General features: G+C 64.0%; 12 protein-coding genes. 4 read left to right on the forward strand and 8 right to left on the reverse strand.

The genetic code is table 11. From position 1 onward, the window contains the following. Position 1: 1 nt before the first annotated feature. Genes NKJ93_RS26255 through NKJ93_RS26270 form a run of 4 tightly spaced genes read right to left on the reverse strand, consistent with a single transcriptional unit; the run spans position 2 to position 5492 of the window. Positions 2–529, reverse strand: coding sequence for a DUF3341 domain-containing protein (locus tag NKJ93_RS26255; protein WP_352591970.1), 528 nt, complete (start codon positions 527–529; stop codon positions 2–4). Next, entirely contained in the window at positions 526–1893 is a 1368-nt protein-coding gene (nrfD, locus tag NKJ93_RS26260; protein ID WP_352591973.1) for an NrfD/PsrC family molybdoenzyme membrane anchor subunit, read from the reverse strand. The genes NKJ93_RS26255 and nrfD overlap by 4 nt, the downstream gene beginning before the upstream one ends. Next, entirely contained in the window at positions 1886–4852 is a 2967-nt protein-coding gene (locus NKJ93_RS26265) for a TAT-variant-translocated molybdopterin oxidoreductase (RefSeq protein WP_352591976.1), read from the reverse strand. The genes nrfD and NKJ93_RS26265 overlap by 8 nt, the downstream gene beginning before the upstream one ends. Then, positions 4836–5492 carry a cytochrome c3 family protein gene (locus NKJ93_RS26270; protein ID WP_023720534.1) on the reverse strand — a complete coding sequence of 219 codons (657 nt, stop codon included), beginning with the start codon at positions 5490–5492 and terminating at the stop codon, positions 4836–4838. Before NKJ93_RS26270 ends, NKJ93_RS26265 begins: the two co-directional genes overlap by 17 nt. Before the next feature lie 247 nt (positions 5493–5739). Here NKJ93_RS26270 and NKJ93_RS26275 point away from each other — a divergent pair, with 247 nt between their 5' ends. The 3 genes from NKJ93_RS26275 (at position 5740) to NKJ93_RS26285 (ending at position 8730) form a co-directional block, all read left to right on the forward strand. After that, a complete protein-coding gene (locus tag NKJ93_RS26275; RefSeq protein WP_352548013.1) occupies positions 5740–5976 on the forward strand; it encodes an FAD-dependent monooxygenase family protein in 237 nt (78 codons plus the stop codon). Between the two features lie 62 nt (positions 5977–6038). Beyond that, positions 6039–7010, forward strand: a complete 972-nt coding sequence (locus tag NKJ93_RS26280; protein ID WP_352481428.1) for an SDR family oxidoreductase — start codon at positions 6039–6041, stop codon at positions 7008–7010. A 4-nt stretch (positions 7011–7014) separates the two neighbouring features. Beyond that, entirely contained in the window at positions 7015–8730 is a 1716-nt protein-coding gene (locus NKJ93_RS26285) for an HAD family hydrolase (protein ID WP_023720538.1), read from the forward strand. Between the two features lie 47 nt (positions 8731–8777). Here NKJ93_RS26285 and NKJ93_RS26290 read toward each other — a convergent pair whose 3' ends face one another. From NKJ93_RS26290 to NKJ93_RS26300, 3 genes are read right to left on the reverse strand one after another with little or no spacing between them, the layout of a single operon-like run. Then, positions 8778–11057, reverse strand: a complete 2280-nt coding sequence (locus NKJ93_RS26290) for a xanthine dehydrogenase family protein molybdopterin-binding subunit (RefSeq protein ID WP_352591979.1) — start codon at positions 11055–11057, stop codon at positions 8778–8780. 3 nt (positions 11058–11060) lie between these two features. Beyond that, on the reverse strand, positions 11061–12083 hold the full coding sequence (locus NKJ93_RS26295; RefSeq protein ID WP_352481425.1) for an FAD binding domain-containing protein: 1023 nt from the start codon (positions 12081–12083) through the stop codon (positions 11061–11063). Position 12084: 1 nt separating this feature from the next. Continuing rightward, positions 12085–12699, reverse strand: a complete 615-nt coding sequence (locus NKJ93_RS26300) for a (2Fe-2S)-binding protein (RefSeq protein ID WP_352591982.1) — start codon at positions 12697–12699, stop codon at positions 12085–12087. A 176-nt stretch (positions 12700–12875) separates the two neighbouring features. Here NKJ93_RS26300 and NKJ93_RS26305 point away from each other — a divergent pair, with 176 nt between their 5' ends. Next, positions 12876–13319, forward strand: a complete 444-nt coding sequence (locus NKJ93_RS26305) for a PPC domain-containing DNA-binding protein (protein WP_352481423.1) — start codon at positions 12876–12878, stop codon at positions 13317–13319. A 10-nt stretch (positions 13320–13329) separates the two neighbouring features. On the opposite strand, the gene NKJ93_RS26310 is transcribed toward NKJ93_RS26305, so the two are convergent. Then, positions 13330–14592 carry a DUF763 domain-containing protein gene (locus tag NKJ93_RS26310; RefSeq protein WP_352481422.1) on the reverse strand — a complete coding sequence of 421 codons (1263 nt, stop codon included), beginning with the start codon at positions 14590–14592 and terminating at the stop codon, positions 13330–13332. Between the last annotated feature and the right edge of the window lie 168 nt (positions 14593–14760).

Raw genomic sequence — 14760 nt, forward strand, 5'->3', positions numbered from 1 at the left:
TTCACGCCTCCACCTCCTCGACGGTTTCGGCGCCAAGCCGGGTCAGCTGGCCCTTGGTCACGCCCTTGCGGAACTTCGGATCGGCGGCTTCGACGAGCAGGTAGAACTTGCCGCCGGGCGCGTAGGTGAAGCTCGTGGCATTGAAGACCGGGTGGTAATATTCGGGCAGGCGATTGGCGGCCAGCCCGCCGAAGAATGCGGCCAGCGCGGCGCCAAGTATCGCCGCCTCGAAGGCAATGACGAGAAAGGCCGGCCAGGAATGCAGCGGCCGGCCGCCGACATTGAGCGGATAGTCGATCTCGACCGAATAGAGGATCAGCCCGTAGACAAACACCGCGCCAGCGACGGCGCCGCCAAGGATGGCCCACGGCAAGCGCGTCTTGCGCATGCCGAGCATCTCGGCCAACCCACGCACATGGAATGGCGAGAACGCGTCCATGCGCCGATAGCCACGCGCCCGCATGGTGCGGACCGCCTCGGTCAGCGCTTCGGGATCGGCGAAAGCCGCGATGACGCCGTAAAGTCTCATCCTGCGCTGCCCCTTTCCTCGGCCAGCTCCTCGACCTCGAAGATGGTGATGGCCGGGAGGATGCGGATGAACAGGAAGACCAGTGCTAAGAAGGTGCCGATCGAGCCGAACAGGATGCCGAAGTCGAGCCACCTCAATGACTGCTCGCCCCAGGACGACGGCAGGTAATCGCGGCTTGGCCCGGTGACGACGATGACATAGCGCTCGATCCACATGCCGACGTTGATGATGAGTGCAATGGCGAACAGCCCCGGCATGTTGAGGCGCACCCGTCGGAACCAGAGCAATTGCAAAACTGCGCCGTTGCAGGCGAGCATGGCCCAGAACAGCGGCGCATAAGGTCCGAAGGCGCGCTGCCACATCATCGTGCGCTCGAAGATCTCGCCCGAATACCAGGCGAAGAAGGCCTCGGACGCGTAGCCATAGATGACGATCATGCCGGCGGCGATCATCAGCTTGGCGGCATTGTCCATGTGCCGCAGCGTGATCAGATCCTGGACCGAAAACGCCCAGCGCAGCGGGATGGCGATGGTGAGCACCATGGCGAAGCCGGACAGCAGCGCTCCGGCAACGAAATAGGGAGGAAAGATCGTCGAGTGGAAGCCCGGCGTGATGGCGAAGGTGAAGTCGAGCGAGACGATCGAATGCACCGAGACGACCAGCGGCGTGGCCAGTGCCGCCATCAGGAAATAGACCGTCTGATAGCGCGCCCAATGAAAGGCCGAACCGCGCCAGCCGATTGCCAGTATGCCGTAGAACAGCTGCGCCGGGCGCGATTTCGCTCGGTCGCGCAGGACGGCGAGATCGGGCAGCAGGCCCATATACCAGAACATCAGCGAAACGCTGGCATAAGTGGCGATCGCCGCGAAATCCCAGACCAGCGGGCTGCGCCATTGCGGCCAGTGCATATGGGTGTTGGGCAGCGGCAGCAACCAGTAGAAGAACCACGGGCGGCCGAGATGCAGGATCGGGAAAAGCCCGGCCATTGCAACGGCAAACAGCGTCATCGCCTCGGCAAAGCGATTGATCGAGGCGCGCCATGGCTGGCGCAGAAGCAGGAGCACGGCCGAGATCAGCGTGCCGGCATGGCCGATGCCGATCCACCAGACGAAATTGCCGATCATCGTGCCCCAGACGACGGGGACGTTGATGCCGTAGGCGCCAACGCCGACCGAGATCAGATAGGTGATCGAATAGAGGAAGATGAGGACGAAGACGAAGCAGGAAAAAAAAGCTGCCCAGAAATAGCGCGGCAGCCTGCCGTCGAGGACGATCGCACTGATACGGCCGCTGATCTCCGGAAGGTCGTGCCTGCCATGCAGAACGGGCAATGCGCCCGGTTTTGCAGCAAAAGCCTCAGCCATCGGCTTTCCCGCCTGACGAGAGACGGCCATTGATATTTATGATCTTGCCGAGATAGGTGGTGCGCGGTCGCGTATTCAGCTCCTCGAGCAAGGCGTAGTGATGCGGTGCCGCTTTTTCCTGCGCCACCCTGGCGCCCTTGCTGTTGAGATCGCCGAAGACGATCGCCTGCGTCGGGCAGGCCTGCTGGCAGGCGGTCACCACCTCGCCGTCGGCGATGGCGCGGTTTTCGATCTGAGCCTTGATGCGCTTTTCGGAAATGCGCTGGACGCAGTAGGTGCATTTCTCCATCACGCCGCGCGAACGGACGCTGACGTCTGGATTGTGCACGGCCTGTTCAGGTCCCGCGGCATCCTTGTCGAATTCCTGGAAGTCCAGGAAGTTGAAGCGCCGCACCTTGTAGGGGCAGTTCTGCGAGCAGTAGCGCGTGCCAATGCAACGGTTATAGACCTGCGCGTTGAGCCCGTCATGGGTGTGGGTGGTGGCGTTGACCGGACAGACGACCTCGCACGGCGCCTTCTCGCAATGCATGCAAGGCACCGGCTGGAAAAAGACGTCGAGATCGTCGAGCGGGCCGGAATAGTAGCGGTCGATCCGCAGCCAATGCATTTCATGGCCGAGTGCCGACTCGTCCGGCCCGACGGTGGCGATGTTGTTTTCCGCCTGGCAGGCAGAAACACAGGCCATGCAGCCGATGCATGCCGACTGATCGATCGACATGGCCCAGGCTTCCTGGCTGTATTGCCAGTCAGGATAGAGCGACTCGCTTGGCGTCGGCGGCACGCCGTCGCGCACGAAGTGCGGATCTTTGCGAAAGGCATCGAGCGAGGCATGGCGAACGATCGCCCTGCCCTCCATCGCCTGGTGGTGTTGTGTGGTGATGACCCGTGCGCTGCTGTCGCGCGGCGTGATCATGGCGCCATAGACGATCCAGGGAGCCTCAGGGCTTCGCAGCCTGTACGCGTCGTGGCCGTCAGCGAGTGCTGCCACCGAACCGAGCTTCCGGCCGAAACCCAGAGCAAGCGTCACGGTGTCGTCGGGATGGCCAGGCATGATCCAGACCGGCGCATCGATGTCCATGCCGTTCGAGGCGATGTTGACGACCCGGCCGTTTTCCACCTGAAGCCGTCCTGATGGCGCCGGCGACATCAGGGCTGCGTTGCCCCAGACGATCTTGCTCAGCGGCCGCGGCAGCTCCTGCAGCCAGGACGAATTGGCATTGCGTCCATCGCGCAGCCAGGGATCGGCAACGAAACGGATTTCGACGCCTTTTGCCGCTTCGATGCGCGGCTTCAGGCCGCGCAAATCCGGGGGCATCGCGACATCGGCTGGAATGCTGGCACTGCCGGACACAAAGCCGTCGCGAAGCGCCTTTCGCCACGCAGGATCGTCCAGTGTCTGCGCCCAGGTCCGGCGGACGAGCTGCAGCGCAGAAACAGCTAATTCACCGCCAAGCACGGCGAGGAGTTCATGCACGGTCCGCCCCCGGTAAAGCGGCCTGATCAGCGGCTGCACGATCGACGCGGTTCCGTCATGGGCGCGCAGGTCACTCCAGCTCTCGAGATCATGCGCAGCAGGGATATGCCAGTGTGCGACGAAGGCGGTTTCGTCGCGGTGGAGACCCCAGTGGACAAGAAGCTTCAGCTGCGAAAACACGTCGTGGACATCAAGTCCCGCAGGCGCAGTGTGGAGAGGATTGGCGCCAAGTATGACAACGGTGTCGATGTCCCGCGCGGCGATCGCCTGGCAAAGTGCCGCGAGGTCGCCCTCGATGGGCATCGCGTCGGGCGGCTCGATCAGTTCCACGGTGTTGCCAAGCGCACCAAGCCGCGCATTCATGGCAAGAGCGGCGGCATGGACGAACGGCGTTTGATGGGCGCCCGGCACGATCAGCGCCGAGCGGCCGGCCGCCTTCAGGTCGTTCGCGGCGGCAGCCAGCCAGGTCGGGTCCAATGCCAAGGCGCTTGGCGCCGCTTCGCCGCCAAGCACGGCGCTCAGCGCCGCTGCGACGGTTTCGACCTCGCTCGGCCGCACCGGCCGGCGATGATCGGCGGCAGCGCCGGTGATCGTCGGCGTCGACTCCACCGCATAGAGCCGGCTCATCGTATCGTCCGCCCGGCGCACGCGGCGTCTTGCAGCGAAATCACGGGCGTAGGCGAGACGACCGGGGCCTTCGCCCAGGAAATCCGCGTCGAGACTGAAAATCACGTCGGCGCGATCAAACCGGCAGACCGGTGCAAGCGCCCTGCCGAACAGGATCTGTGTGGCTTCGGTGCCGGACGGCGTCGCCAGGGGATCGTGCCGGAACAGCCTCAGCCTGGGATAGCGCGCGCGCAGCGCCTCGAGCTGCGCCTTCATGGTGGGCGAGGTCGTTGCTTCGATCAGCAGCGCCGTGCCAGCTCCAGCGAGCCGCGAGGTGAGCTCGGCCATGTCGGCAAGGAAGTCGTCATAGGCTGCGGGTTCGCCATGCTTCAGCGGCATGCGCGAGCGATCGGGGTCGAACAGCGACAGCACCGCCGCCTGCATGACAGCGTCCGTCGCGCCGCGCGAGGCCGGATGGTCGGGATTGCCTTCCACCTTGGTCGGCCGGCCCTCATGGCTTTCGACCACCGCACCGATGCCGTAGCCGTCGCTCGACAGCGTGGTCGCGTAATAAAGCGGCCGGCCGGGAACGATGTTTTCCGGCTGGCGGATATAAGGCAGGATGTCTTCGGCCCGGCTGCAGGCGGCAAGCCCGGCCAGCGACAGCGATGCACCCATCAGCTTCAGCAGCGTGCGCCGGTCGAGCCGCGCCGGGATGCGCTCGGCGATCGAAGGAAATTCGGCATCGACGAAGCGGCGGAATTCCGGTGTATCGGCGAGTTCGTCGAGGCTCCGCCACAGCTCCGGACCAGGCGAAAGCCGTTCGCGCAGGCCGGCCATGTCTGGAGCCGCAATCGGCTTGTCAGCGGTGGCAGACATAACAGTCGGTCATGGTCTCGGGGTGGATATCGAGAAGGCTGATGAGCGACCGGCGGATTTCGGCGATGCCGGCCGGCGGCTTCCAGTGCATCAGGAACACGTCCTGCGGCGGACGCAAATTGGGCTCGGGATCGCGATGGCATCCCAGGCACCATTCCATCGACAGCGCGTGCGCCCGCCGTATCAGCGGCATGTCGTCGACCTCGCCATGGCACGTCTCGCAGGCGACGCCTTTGGCGATATGGATCGAATGATTGAAATAGACGAAGTCGGGCACACTGTTCACCCGCTGCCACTGCAATGGCTGCCCGGAGGCAAGGCTCGCCCGTACCGGCGCCAGCATGTCCGCGTTGGTGAAGAGCTGCGAATGGCAGGTCATGCACACCTCCGTCGCCGGCAGACCAGCCGATGACGAAGTCTCGACGCCGCTATGGCAATAACGGCAATCGAGGCCGAGCTCGCCGACATGGTGCCTGTGGCTGAACGGCACTGGTTGCGCCAACGGCCGGCCAACGCCGGTGACGAAGTCCGAACGCAGGATGGCGGTACCGCCGAGAGCCGCAAAGATGGCCATGAAACACGCGCCCCACAGAGCGAAGCGTGAAATGCCGTTGGCGCTCCTTGAAAAGACCTGCGGCATCCCCTCGCCGATTTCACATCCAGCAACCGTATCCACCCCCCAAAGCCCCTAACTGCGGCTGCGTGGGTAAGTTCCGGCCGGGGCAGCGGAGATCACAGAATGGTTACCCCGCCCTGGCCCATCGGGTCGGCTGACCGGAAACCATCGAACACTCCATGCGTTCGGATGAGGTCACGTTTCGTTTCACCCGGACAACCATCATGACCATCCCCGACCTCCATCCCATTCGCCGCTGGGCGCGCGCGGCATGAATCTCGCCGCATCATTCGCCAGGCGTTTCGTCGAAGGCACGCTGGCCGGCTACACAAGCGAACGCCACCCGATAGGGCGACGGTGGATCACCCTCAGCGAGCGCATCCTGTCAATGGCCCGGTCGGACAATGGCATCATGCAAAGCTTCAGGAACGCGGCCTTCAGCGTCGTCGGCCATCTACCGCGGCTGCAACGGCCACTGCTGGAGCGGGTCGCCGGGCTGAAGGAATGAAGTGGTCGCATAAACCTTTTCGCCGGACGTGCGTTGTTGGGTTTCAAGCCAGGGAGATGACCATGCAGATGAAATCGGAAATCGCCGGCGAGGCCGCCAAGCAACGGCACATCCAGCGCCGTATCGACGAGAAGGACAAGTCCAAGTCCAAGGGCAAGCCAAAAGGCGCCATGCAGGCCGGTGCCCGCAAATATCCCGAGCCGCCCTTCCCCGAGCAGCACCAGCCGAAGCCGGGGCATGAATGGGCGATCGAGCCGGCGCCGCTTTACGATGCGCCATTTTATATCGGATCGAAAAAGCTCGACGGCAAAGTGGCCGTCATTACCGGCGGCGATTCAGGCATCGGCCGCGCGGTGGCCGTGCTCTATGCACGTGAAGGCGCCGATGTGGCGATCGTCTATCTGTCGGAGGACAAGGACGCCGAAGAGACCAAAAGGGCCGTCGAAACCGAAGGCCGGCGATGCATCCTGATCAAGGCCGATGTCAGCGAACGCGGCCACTGCCACAACGCGGTGGCTGAGATCGTGCAGCAGTTTGGGCGGATCGACGTGCTGGTCAACAACGCCGCTTTCCAGGTCCATTCCAGCGATTTCAGCGAGCTGACCGAGGAGCATTTCGACACCACGCTGAAGACCAACCTCTACGGCTATTTCCACATGGCGCAGGAGGCCGTTCCGCACATGAAACCCGGTTCGGCGATCATCAACACCGGTTCAGTGACCGGCATCGAGGGATCGAAGCAACTGGTCGATTACTCCATGACCAAGGGCGGCATTCATGCCTTCACCCGCGCGCTCTCGGGCAACCTTGTCGACAAGGGCATAAGGGTCAACGCCGTGGCACCAGGCCCGGTTTGGACGCCGCTCAACCCCTCGGACAAGGAAGCCGGCGATGTTTCGAAATTTGGCGCCGACACACCGATGAAACGACCGGCACAACCGGAAGAGATCGCGCCAGCGTATGTGTTCCTCGCCTCGCCGCACTGCTCGAGCTACATCACCGGCGAGATATTGCCAATCGTCGGCGGCTACTGACGACATGTATTTCATAGCCTTGGCCACCGACTACGACGGCACGCTGGCGCATGAAGGGATTGTCGCCGAAAAGACACTTGCGGCGCTTCAACGCTTCAAGAAGAGCGGCCGCAAGCTCATTCTCGTCACCGGGCGCGAGCTGCCCGACCTGAAACGCGTCTTTCCCGAAGTCGCGATCTTCGACAAGGTGGTCGCGGAAAACGGGGCGCTGATCTACACGCCGGCCAGCGAGGAGGAGCGGACGATATCTCCGCCGCCCGCCCCCGAGTTCATCGCCAAACTCAGGAAACACGGTGTCAAACCGCTTTCGGTCGGACGCTCGATCGTCGCCACCTGGGAACCGCATCAGGTTACCGCGCTCGAGGTCATCAAGAAATTGGGGCTGGAGCTGGAAATCATCTTCAACAAGGGCGCGGTGATGATCCTGCCCAGCGGCATCAACAAGGCGACCGGGCTGACAGCCGCGCTTCAGGACCTCAGATTGTCGCCGCACAACGTCGTCGGTGTCGGCGACGCCGAAAACGACCACGCCTTCCTGCGCGCCTGCGGCTTCAGCGTCGCCGTCGACAACGCACTGCCGGCAGTCAAGGATACGGCGGATCTCGTGACACGAGGCGCGCGCGGAAAAGGCGTCGAGGAACTGATCGCCAAGGTGGTCGAGCGCGATCGCGAGCTTGTGCCAAGCCGCGATGGCATTCTGCTTGGCTCGGACGATGGCAAGGAGGTGTATCTGTCGCCAACCGATACGGTGCTGATCGCCGGCAGCTCGGGCATCGGCAAATCGACCTTGGCGACCGCATTGACGGAGCGTTTTGTCGAGAGAAAGTTCCAGTTCTGCATCTTCGATCCGGAAGGCGACTACGATGGCCTCGAGGGCGCCGTCCGGCTGGGCGACGGCTCGAACGCGCCGACGAAGACGCAGTTGCTCGATCTCCTGGAGAAGCCGGACAACAATCTGGTCGTCAACGGCCTGGCGCTGCGCGTCAACGAGCGGCCGGACTTCTTTGCCGACCTGCTGCCGGGCCTTGGCGGTGTTCGCTTCCGCACCGCGCGACCACACTGGCTGATCATCGATGAGGCGCATCACCTCTTGCCGAAGCGGCGCGACGACACGCCAATGGTTCTGGCGATGGAATTGCCGGGCACGATCCTGATCACCGTTCATCCGGATGCGATCTCAACCGAAGCATTGCGGCTGGTCACCGCCGTCATCGCACTCGGCCCCAAGGCGAAAAAGGTCGTCAAGACGTTCTGTCGCGAGACCGGCACCGAACCGCCAAAGGACAAGGATCTGAGCTCTCCAAAAGACGAGCACGTGCTGTTCTGGCGGCCGCAGGCGCACAAGAAACCTGCCATGGTCGAGCCGATCGAGCCGCGGCAGTCGCTCAAGCGCCATAGCCGCAAATATGCCGAGGGCCAGCTCGACGAGAAGGGCAGCTTCTATTTCCGCGGCCCCGACCATGCGATGAACCTGCGCGCCCATAATCTGATGATTTTCGCCCAGATCGCCGAGGGCATTGACGATAAGACCTGGGAACATCATTTGCGCGCCGGCGACTATTCCAAATGGTTTCGCCACCAGATCAGGGATAAGGAGCTGGCGCGCGAAACCGCCGAAGCGGAGAAAGACGACACACTTTCGGCGCAGGAGAGCCGCAACCACGTCCTGGACGCAGTGCGCCGCCGCTATACCGCGCCCGCCACCGCGCCGAAGGAATAGATGCAAACTGCGCCTAGCCGGTCCGAAGCCGGGCTGAGTTGGAGAGGTCAGACGATCAGGTGATCGATCCTGATCGGCAGGTCGCGAATGCGCTTGCCGGTGGCGTGGTAGACCGCGCTCGCGACCGCCGCGGCGGTCCCGACATTGCCGAGTTCGCCCAAACCCTTGACGCCGGCCGGGTTCACCTCGTGGTCAATCTCCGGAACCAGTATCACTTCCAGCTGCTTCACGTCGGCGTTGACCGGCACGAGATAGTCCTGCAGGTCGCGATTGACGTAGCGCGCATGACGCTTGTCGATTTCCGTCGCCTCGTGCAAGGCTTGGCCGATGCCCCAGATCATGCCGCCCATCAGCTGGCTGCGAGCGGTGCGGGTGTTCATGATGCGCCCGGCGGCAAAGGCGCCGACGATGCGCGGGACGCGGATCTCGCGCGTATGGCTGTTGATGCGCACCTCGACGAATTCCGCGCCAAAGGCGTATTTCACCGAATCCTTGTCCTGGTCGCCGCCGTGGAACTCCGATTGCCCGGCATAGAGCTTCTTCAGCGCCTCCGGTGACGATCCCTTTGGCGCGAATTCGGCATATTCCTCGATCGCACCGATCTGCATCGTCTTGAAAACATCCGACAGCTTGGCCGATTTGCCGTTGTCCGCGACGATTTTCTCTTGGCTCATTTCAAGCTTGGCGTTGCCGGACCCGGCCAGCGGCCCGGCTTCGGCGACGGCCGCGGCGAAGAGCTTTGCGCGGACGGCATCGCAGGCCTTCAGCACCGCCGAGCACACGCTTGCCGTCGAAATCGACCCGCCGGACACCGGTGCCGGCGGCAAGGCGCTGTCGCCCATTTCGACGCTGACCTTGTCCATTTCTATCCCGAGCCGTTCGGCTGCCATCTGCGCTGCCACCGTGCGCACGCCGGTGCCGATCTCATGCGAGCCGCATTGGACGCGAACCTCGCCGTCAGTGGTCAGGCGGACGCGGGCGGCGCATGGCGCAGCCGCCGTCGGATAGATTGCGGTGGCGCAGCCCATGCCGACCAGCCAGTCGCCGTCACGCATCGAGCCAACCGCGGCCTCGCGCTTGGACCAGCCGAAGGCCTCGGCGGCCTGGTCGTAGCATTTCACGAGCGAGCGGCTGGAGAAGGGCTTGCCGCCGATCGGCTCCTTCTGCGGCTCGTTGACGCGGCGGAACTCGACCGGGTCCATGCCGAGCGCCACCGCCATCTCGTCCATGGCATTTTCCAGCGCATAGACATAGGGCGTCTCCGGCGGCGAACGCATGTAGCCAGGCGTATTGCGGTCGGCATGCACCAGCGAGACGTGGGTCAGCACCGAGCCGTAATCGTACATGCGTCCGGTGGCCGAAGTGCCACCGACGACATAGGGATCGGGCCGCGACGTGACTTCCCAGCCTTCGTGTGCAAAGGCGGTGATGCGGCCGTCCTGGTTTGCGCCGATGCGGATGCGGTGCCGGGTCTCCGCCCTGTAGGTCTGCGTGCCGTACGCCTGAATGCGGCTGACGACGCAGCGCACCGGCCGGCCGACGCGGCGGGCCGCAACGGCAACGATCGCCGTGCGGGCCGTCATCGGCCCCTTGGAGCCGAAGGCGCCGCCGACATAGGGACTGACGATCCGCACATTGGCCGGATCGATCTTCAACTGCCGGGCGAGCTCGGCCTTCCAGCCGGTGACGTTCTGGCTCGGTTCATAGACCGTGAGCTGATCGCCCTGCCAGACCGCCGTCGTCGAGAACAGCTCGATCGGGTTGTGGTGCTGGGTCGGCGTCGAATATTTCTCGTCGATCTTCACTGCGGCTGCGGCATAGGCAGCATCGAAGTCGCCGGCTTTGACGTCCTCCTTGAACAACGGACTCTTGCCGGCGGCCGGCTCCATCTCCGTTCCCCTGGAATCGAAGCCGGCGCTGGGCGTCTCTTCGGCGTAGTCGGCGCGGATCAGCGCCGCGGCTTCCTCGGCCGCCTCGAATGTTTCAGCCACCACCAGCGCGATGATCTGGCCGTCGTGGAAAATGGCCTTGTCATGCAGCGGCGCGATCGAACTTGCACCGGTGTTGCCGAATTTCGGCTTGTCGATGCCGTCCATGTCGCCGACGCTGACGATATCGAGAACGCCGGGCACCTTACGCGCCCTTTCGAGCCGGACGGCGGTGATGCTGCCCTTGGCGATGCTGCTGGTAGCAAGTGCGCCATAGGCCATATTGGCGGTTGGAAGATCAGCCGAATAGCCGGCCTGTCCGGTGACCTTCAGGCGGGCATCGATGCGCGGAACGGGATTTCCCATGTTCTCTTTCGGCGCGGGAGCAGCTTGGTTCATGGGTCAGACCTTCATGTCGCGCGTTTCGAGCAGTGCCCGCACAAGCGTGCGCTTGCCGAGCGGTATCTTGAACGCATTGTGTTCGCGCGGTTTCGCCTCGGCGAACGCGGCTTCGGCGGCAGCTTCGGCCGCCTCATCGTCGAGTGCCTTGCCGCTCAGTGCTTCCTCGGCCGCCTTGGCCCGCCATGGCACGGTTGCCACGCCGCCAAGCGCAATGCGCGCCTGGCTGACGGTGTCGCCGTCCATATCCAGAGCCACGGCCGCCGAGGCCAGCGCGAACGCATAGGACTCGCGGTCGCGGATCTTCAGGTAGCGTGAGCGGCGGCTCCAGGCGCCAAGCGGCACCTCGATGGCCGTGATCACCTCGTCGGAGGCCAGTTCGGTCTCAACGTTGGGCGTATCTCCCGGCAGGCGATGTAGCCTCGAAAACGCTATCTTGCGCATACCGCGCCTTGCCTCCACCTCGACCGTCGCGCCGAGCGCGATCAGCGCTTGGGCGAAATCGCCGTGGTAGGTGGCGATGCAGGCGTTGCTGGTGCCAAGGACCGCATGTTGCCGGTTGAAGCCTTCCATGGCCGCGCAGCCGGAGCCCGGCTCGCGCTTGTTGCATGGCCAGGAGGTCTCGCGAAAATACTCGCACCGCGTCCGCTGCAACACATTGCCGGCCAGGCTCGCCATGTTGCGGATCTGGCCGCTGGCGGCGAACTTCAGGCTTTCGGCAAGCATCGGGCAAAGGCGCTTGATCTCGCCTGTGTCAGCAGCCTCGCCCATGCGGACCAGCGCGCCGAAGCGGATGCTGTCGTCGCCGACCTCGATCTGCCGCAGGGCCCTGTCACCGAGACCATTGAGATCGACCAGCCGTTCCGGCCGGGCCACGCCAAGCTTCATGTAGTCGGCCAGATTGGTGCCGCCGGCGATGAATTGCGCGGCGGCCTCGGTCGGCGGAACACCCTCTGCGGCAAAACGGGAAGCAATGGCGGCCGCCGCGGACACGCTGGCCGGTCTCTCGTAAACGAAGGGGCGCATCTCAGGCTTTCCTTGTTTCGTCCCGGGCCTGCACGATGGCCGCGACTATGTTGGGGTAGGCAGCGCAGCGGCAGAGATTACCGCTCATATACTCGCGGATATCGTCCTCGGAGCCGGCATGGCCTTCGTTGATGCAACCGATGGCGGACATGATCTGGCCGGGCGTGCAGTACCCGCATTGGAAGGCGTCATTGTCGATGAAGGCCTGCTGCATCGGATGCAGATTGCCGTCGGCGGAAGCGAGCCCTTCCACCGTGGTGATCTCATGGCCCTTGTTCATCACGGCGAAGCTCAGGCACGACAGCACCCGCTTGCCGTCGACAAGAACGGTGCAGGCCCCGCACTGGCCATGGTCGCAGCCTTTCTTGGTACCCGTCAGGCCGACATGGTCGCGCAGCGCGTCGAGCAGGCTGGTGCGATTGTCGAGGGCGAGATTGTAGGGCTGCTTGTTGATGCGCAGTGAAATCGCCGACAGATCGCGCGGCTCGGCCGAAGCGGCAGGTTGCGGGGCGGCGGCTTTTGCCGACGTGGCCATGAGCGGCCCTGCCGCAGCCGCCCAAACGGATCCGGTCATGAAACTGCGTCGGCTCAGGCTGGCAAGAGGGGTTTCGGACATGGCTGGCTCCCGGCTGGCTGGGTCTCAAGCCGGCCGAACCAGTCACGCAAGGCAAGGTTCCTCCGCCTCACGTGGCTGTGATCCTATGTTCATCCGAACCGTGCCGGGGAACTCTCGAGCCGGCTTGCCGTTCAACCCCGATCGGACAGAACCGAAATGGCGTCTGGAGCGAGATCATGAAGTCACAGATTGTTGCCGAAAGCGCCGGCCAAAGAACGTTCGTCGTTGTGCTTGATCCCGGCGAAGAGGCGTTTGCGCAGCTGACCTCGTTTGCGGCCGACCACGGCGTTGGCAGCGCGTCGCTGAGCGCGCTCGGCGCTTTCGAAAGGGCAACTGTCGGCTGGTTCGACCCTAGGGAAAGGACCTACCGGAAAATTCCCATCCGGGAACAGTGCGAGGTGCTGAGCGCGATTGGCGATGTTGCCATCGGCGACGACGGCAAGCCCAGCCTGCACGTCCATGCCGTGCTCGGATTGAGCGACGGCAGCACAAGGGGCGGCCATCTGCTGGACGCCATCGTTCGCCCGACGCTCGAGGTCACGCTGGTGGAAACGCCTGGACATCTGCGCCGCAGGCACCGTCCCGAGCTCGGTGTCGCGTTGATCGACCTGGAGGCTTGATCCGAGCCGATCACTTCGTTGATTTAACTGCGGTCGTTTCGGGGGCGACTTCCCAACCGAAGACGCTGCGGCCGCCGAGCAGATGCGATTGCTCGAACTCCCCGGCGACGATTTCCTTCAGGCTCGGCCCGGTGGCATAGCGCTCGACTTGCCGCGACTGGTCGTCCAGCCGCCGCAAGGCGCCGACCTCTTCCTCACGGCCGAGCCTGGCCTTCTGGACAGCCGACTTCAGCACGCCGATCGTCTCGTCATAGACCTTCAACGGCACAGGGAACGGATGCCTGTCCTTGCCGCCATGCGCCAGCGAGAAACGTCCTGGATCGGAAAAACGGCATGGCGCGCCATGCACGACTTCGGCGACCAGCGCCAGCGCCCGCACCGTGCGCGCGCCGACATTGGGCACCAGGAGAAGGCCGGCGAAATCCGCCGGGCCGCGCTCGGCCGCCGCCGCGATGTTGCCGTGCAGGCGGCGCATGACGACATCGCTTTCGCGTACATCGTGGTGCGCCGGCATCACCAGATGCGGCAGCAGCTTCTGTGCCGGCTCCGGCACTGGCGCCGAACCCCGCTCCAAAGCGGCAAGCTCCCTCACGATGCGATCCGGTCCAAGATCGTGCAGAAGGTCCAGTTGTCCCTGGCGCGACGCTTCGGCGCGGCGGTCGGTCAGGTTGACGATCTCGCCCTGGTTGGCGCCTTCGATGGCGGCATGCGGCTGGTCGACAAAGCTCTTCAGGCCCTCCGACAGCCAGTGATAGCGGCGCGCCACCTTGCTGTCGCCGTTCATGCCTTGCTGCACCACCACCCACTTGCCGTCATCGGTGACGATGAAGCCGTGCAGATAGAGATCGAAACCGTCCTGGACCGCGGCGCTGTCCACCTTGGCGACAAGCCGGCTGGCAGTCGCCAGGCCCTGCCCGTCGAGGCCGACACGCTCGCCGATCAGGGCAAGCTCGTGCGGGGTCTTGCGCGAATGCGCGCCGCGGCCGCCGCAAACGTGAATGCCGAGCTCGCTGGAAAGCGGCGACAGGCCGCGCTTCAAGGCACCGACGACGCTGGTGGTGATGCCGGAGGAGTGCCAGTCCATCCCCATCACGGCGCCAAAAGACTGGAACCAGAACGGATGCGCCAGCCGGCGCAGCAATTCATCGCGGCCGTAATGGTGGATGATCGCCTCGCACATGACCGCGCCAAGCCGCGTCATGCGGTCGCCGAGCCATTTCGGCACGCGCCCGCCGTGAAGTGGAAGGTCAGCACTTCCCGATCGCTGTGCCACGCTCTTTTGCTTGCTCCTTGAGTCCTGCCTCGACAGATAGGTATCGAAAGTGCCGCGAAGAAGCGATGGCCTGATTCAGGCCGCGATCGTTGCGAGCCGCTAGAGCTGTTCCAGGAAAAGTGTGAAACGGTTTTCCGTCCGGAATTGCGCAGAAACAAAGCGATAGAG

The sequence above is a fragment of the Mesorhizobium sp. M0028 genome (assembly GCF_040323855.1).
Lineage (GTDB): Bacteria > Pseudomonadota > Alphaproteobacteria > Rhizobiales > Rhizobiaceae > Mesorhizobium.

Coding starts and splice junctions, on each gene's coding strand:
- NKJ93_RS26255 (WP_352591970.1), bottom strand. CDS start 529: ATGAGACTTTACGGCGTCATCGCGGCTTTCGCCGATCCCGAAGCGCTG.
- nrfD (WP_352591973.1), bottom strand. CDS start 1,893: ATGGCTGAGGCTTTTGCTGCAAAACCGGGCGCATTGCCCGTTCTGCAT.
- NKJ93_RS26265 (WP_352591976.1), bottom strand. CDS start 4,852: ATGTCTGCCACCGCTGACAAGCCGATTGCGGCTCCAGACATGGCCGGC.
- NKJ93_RS26270 (WP_023720534.1), bottom strand. CDS start 5,492: ATGCCGCAGGTCTTTTCAAGGAGCGCCAACGGCATTTCACGCTTCGCT.
- NKJ93_RS26275 (WP_352548013.1), top strand. CDS start 5,740: ATGAATCTCGCCGCATCATTCGCCAGGCGTTTCGTCGAAGGCACGCTG.
- NKJ93_RS26280 (WP_352481428.1), top strand. CDS start 6,039: ATGCAGATGAAATCGGAAATCGCCGGCGAGGCCGCCAAGCAACGGCAC.
- NKJ93_RS26285 (WP_023720538.1), top strand. CDS start 7,015: ATGTATTTCATAGCCTTGGCCACCGACTACGACGGCACGCTGGCGCAT.
- NKJ93_RS26290 (WP_352591979.1), bottom strand. CDS start 11,057: ATGAACCAAGCTGCTCCCGCGCCGAAAGAGAACATGGGAAATCCCGTT.
- NKJ93_RS26295 (WP_352481425.1), bottom strand. CDS start 12,083: ATGCGCCCCTTCGTTTACGAGAGACCGGCCAGCGTGTCCGCGGCGGCC.
- NKJ93_RS26300 (WP_352591982.1), bottom strand. CDS start 12,699: ATGTCCGAAACCCCTCTTGCCAGCCTGAGCCGACGCAGTTTCATGACC.
- NKJ93_RS26305 (WP_352481423.1), top strand. CDS start 12,876: ATGAAGTCACAGATTGTTGCCGAAAGCGCCGGCCAAAGAACGTTCGTC.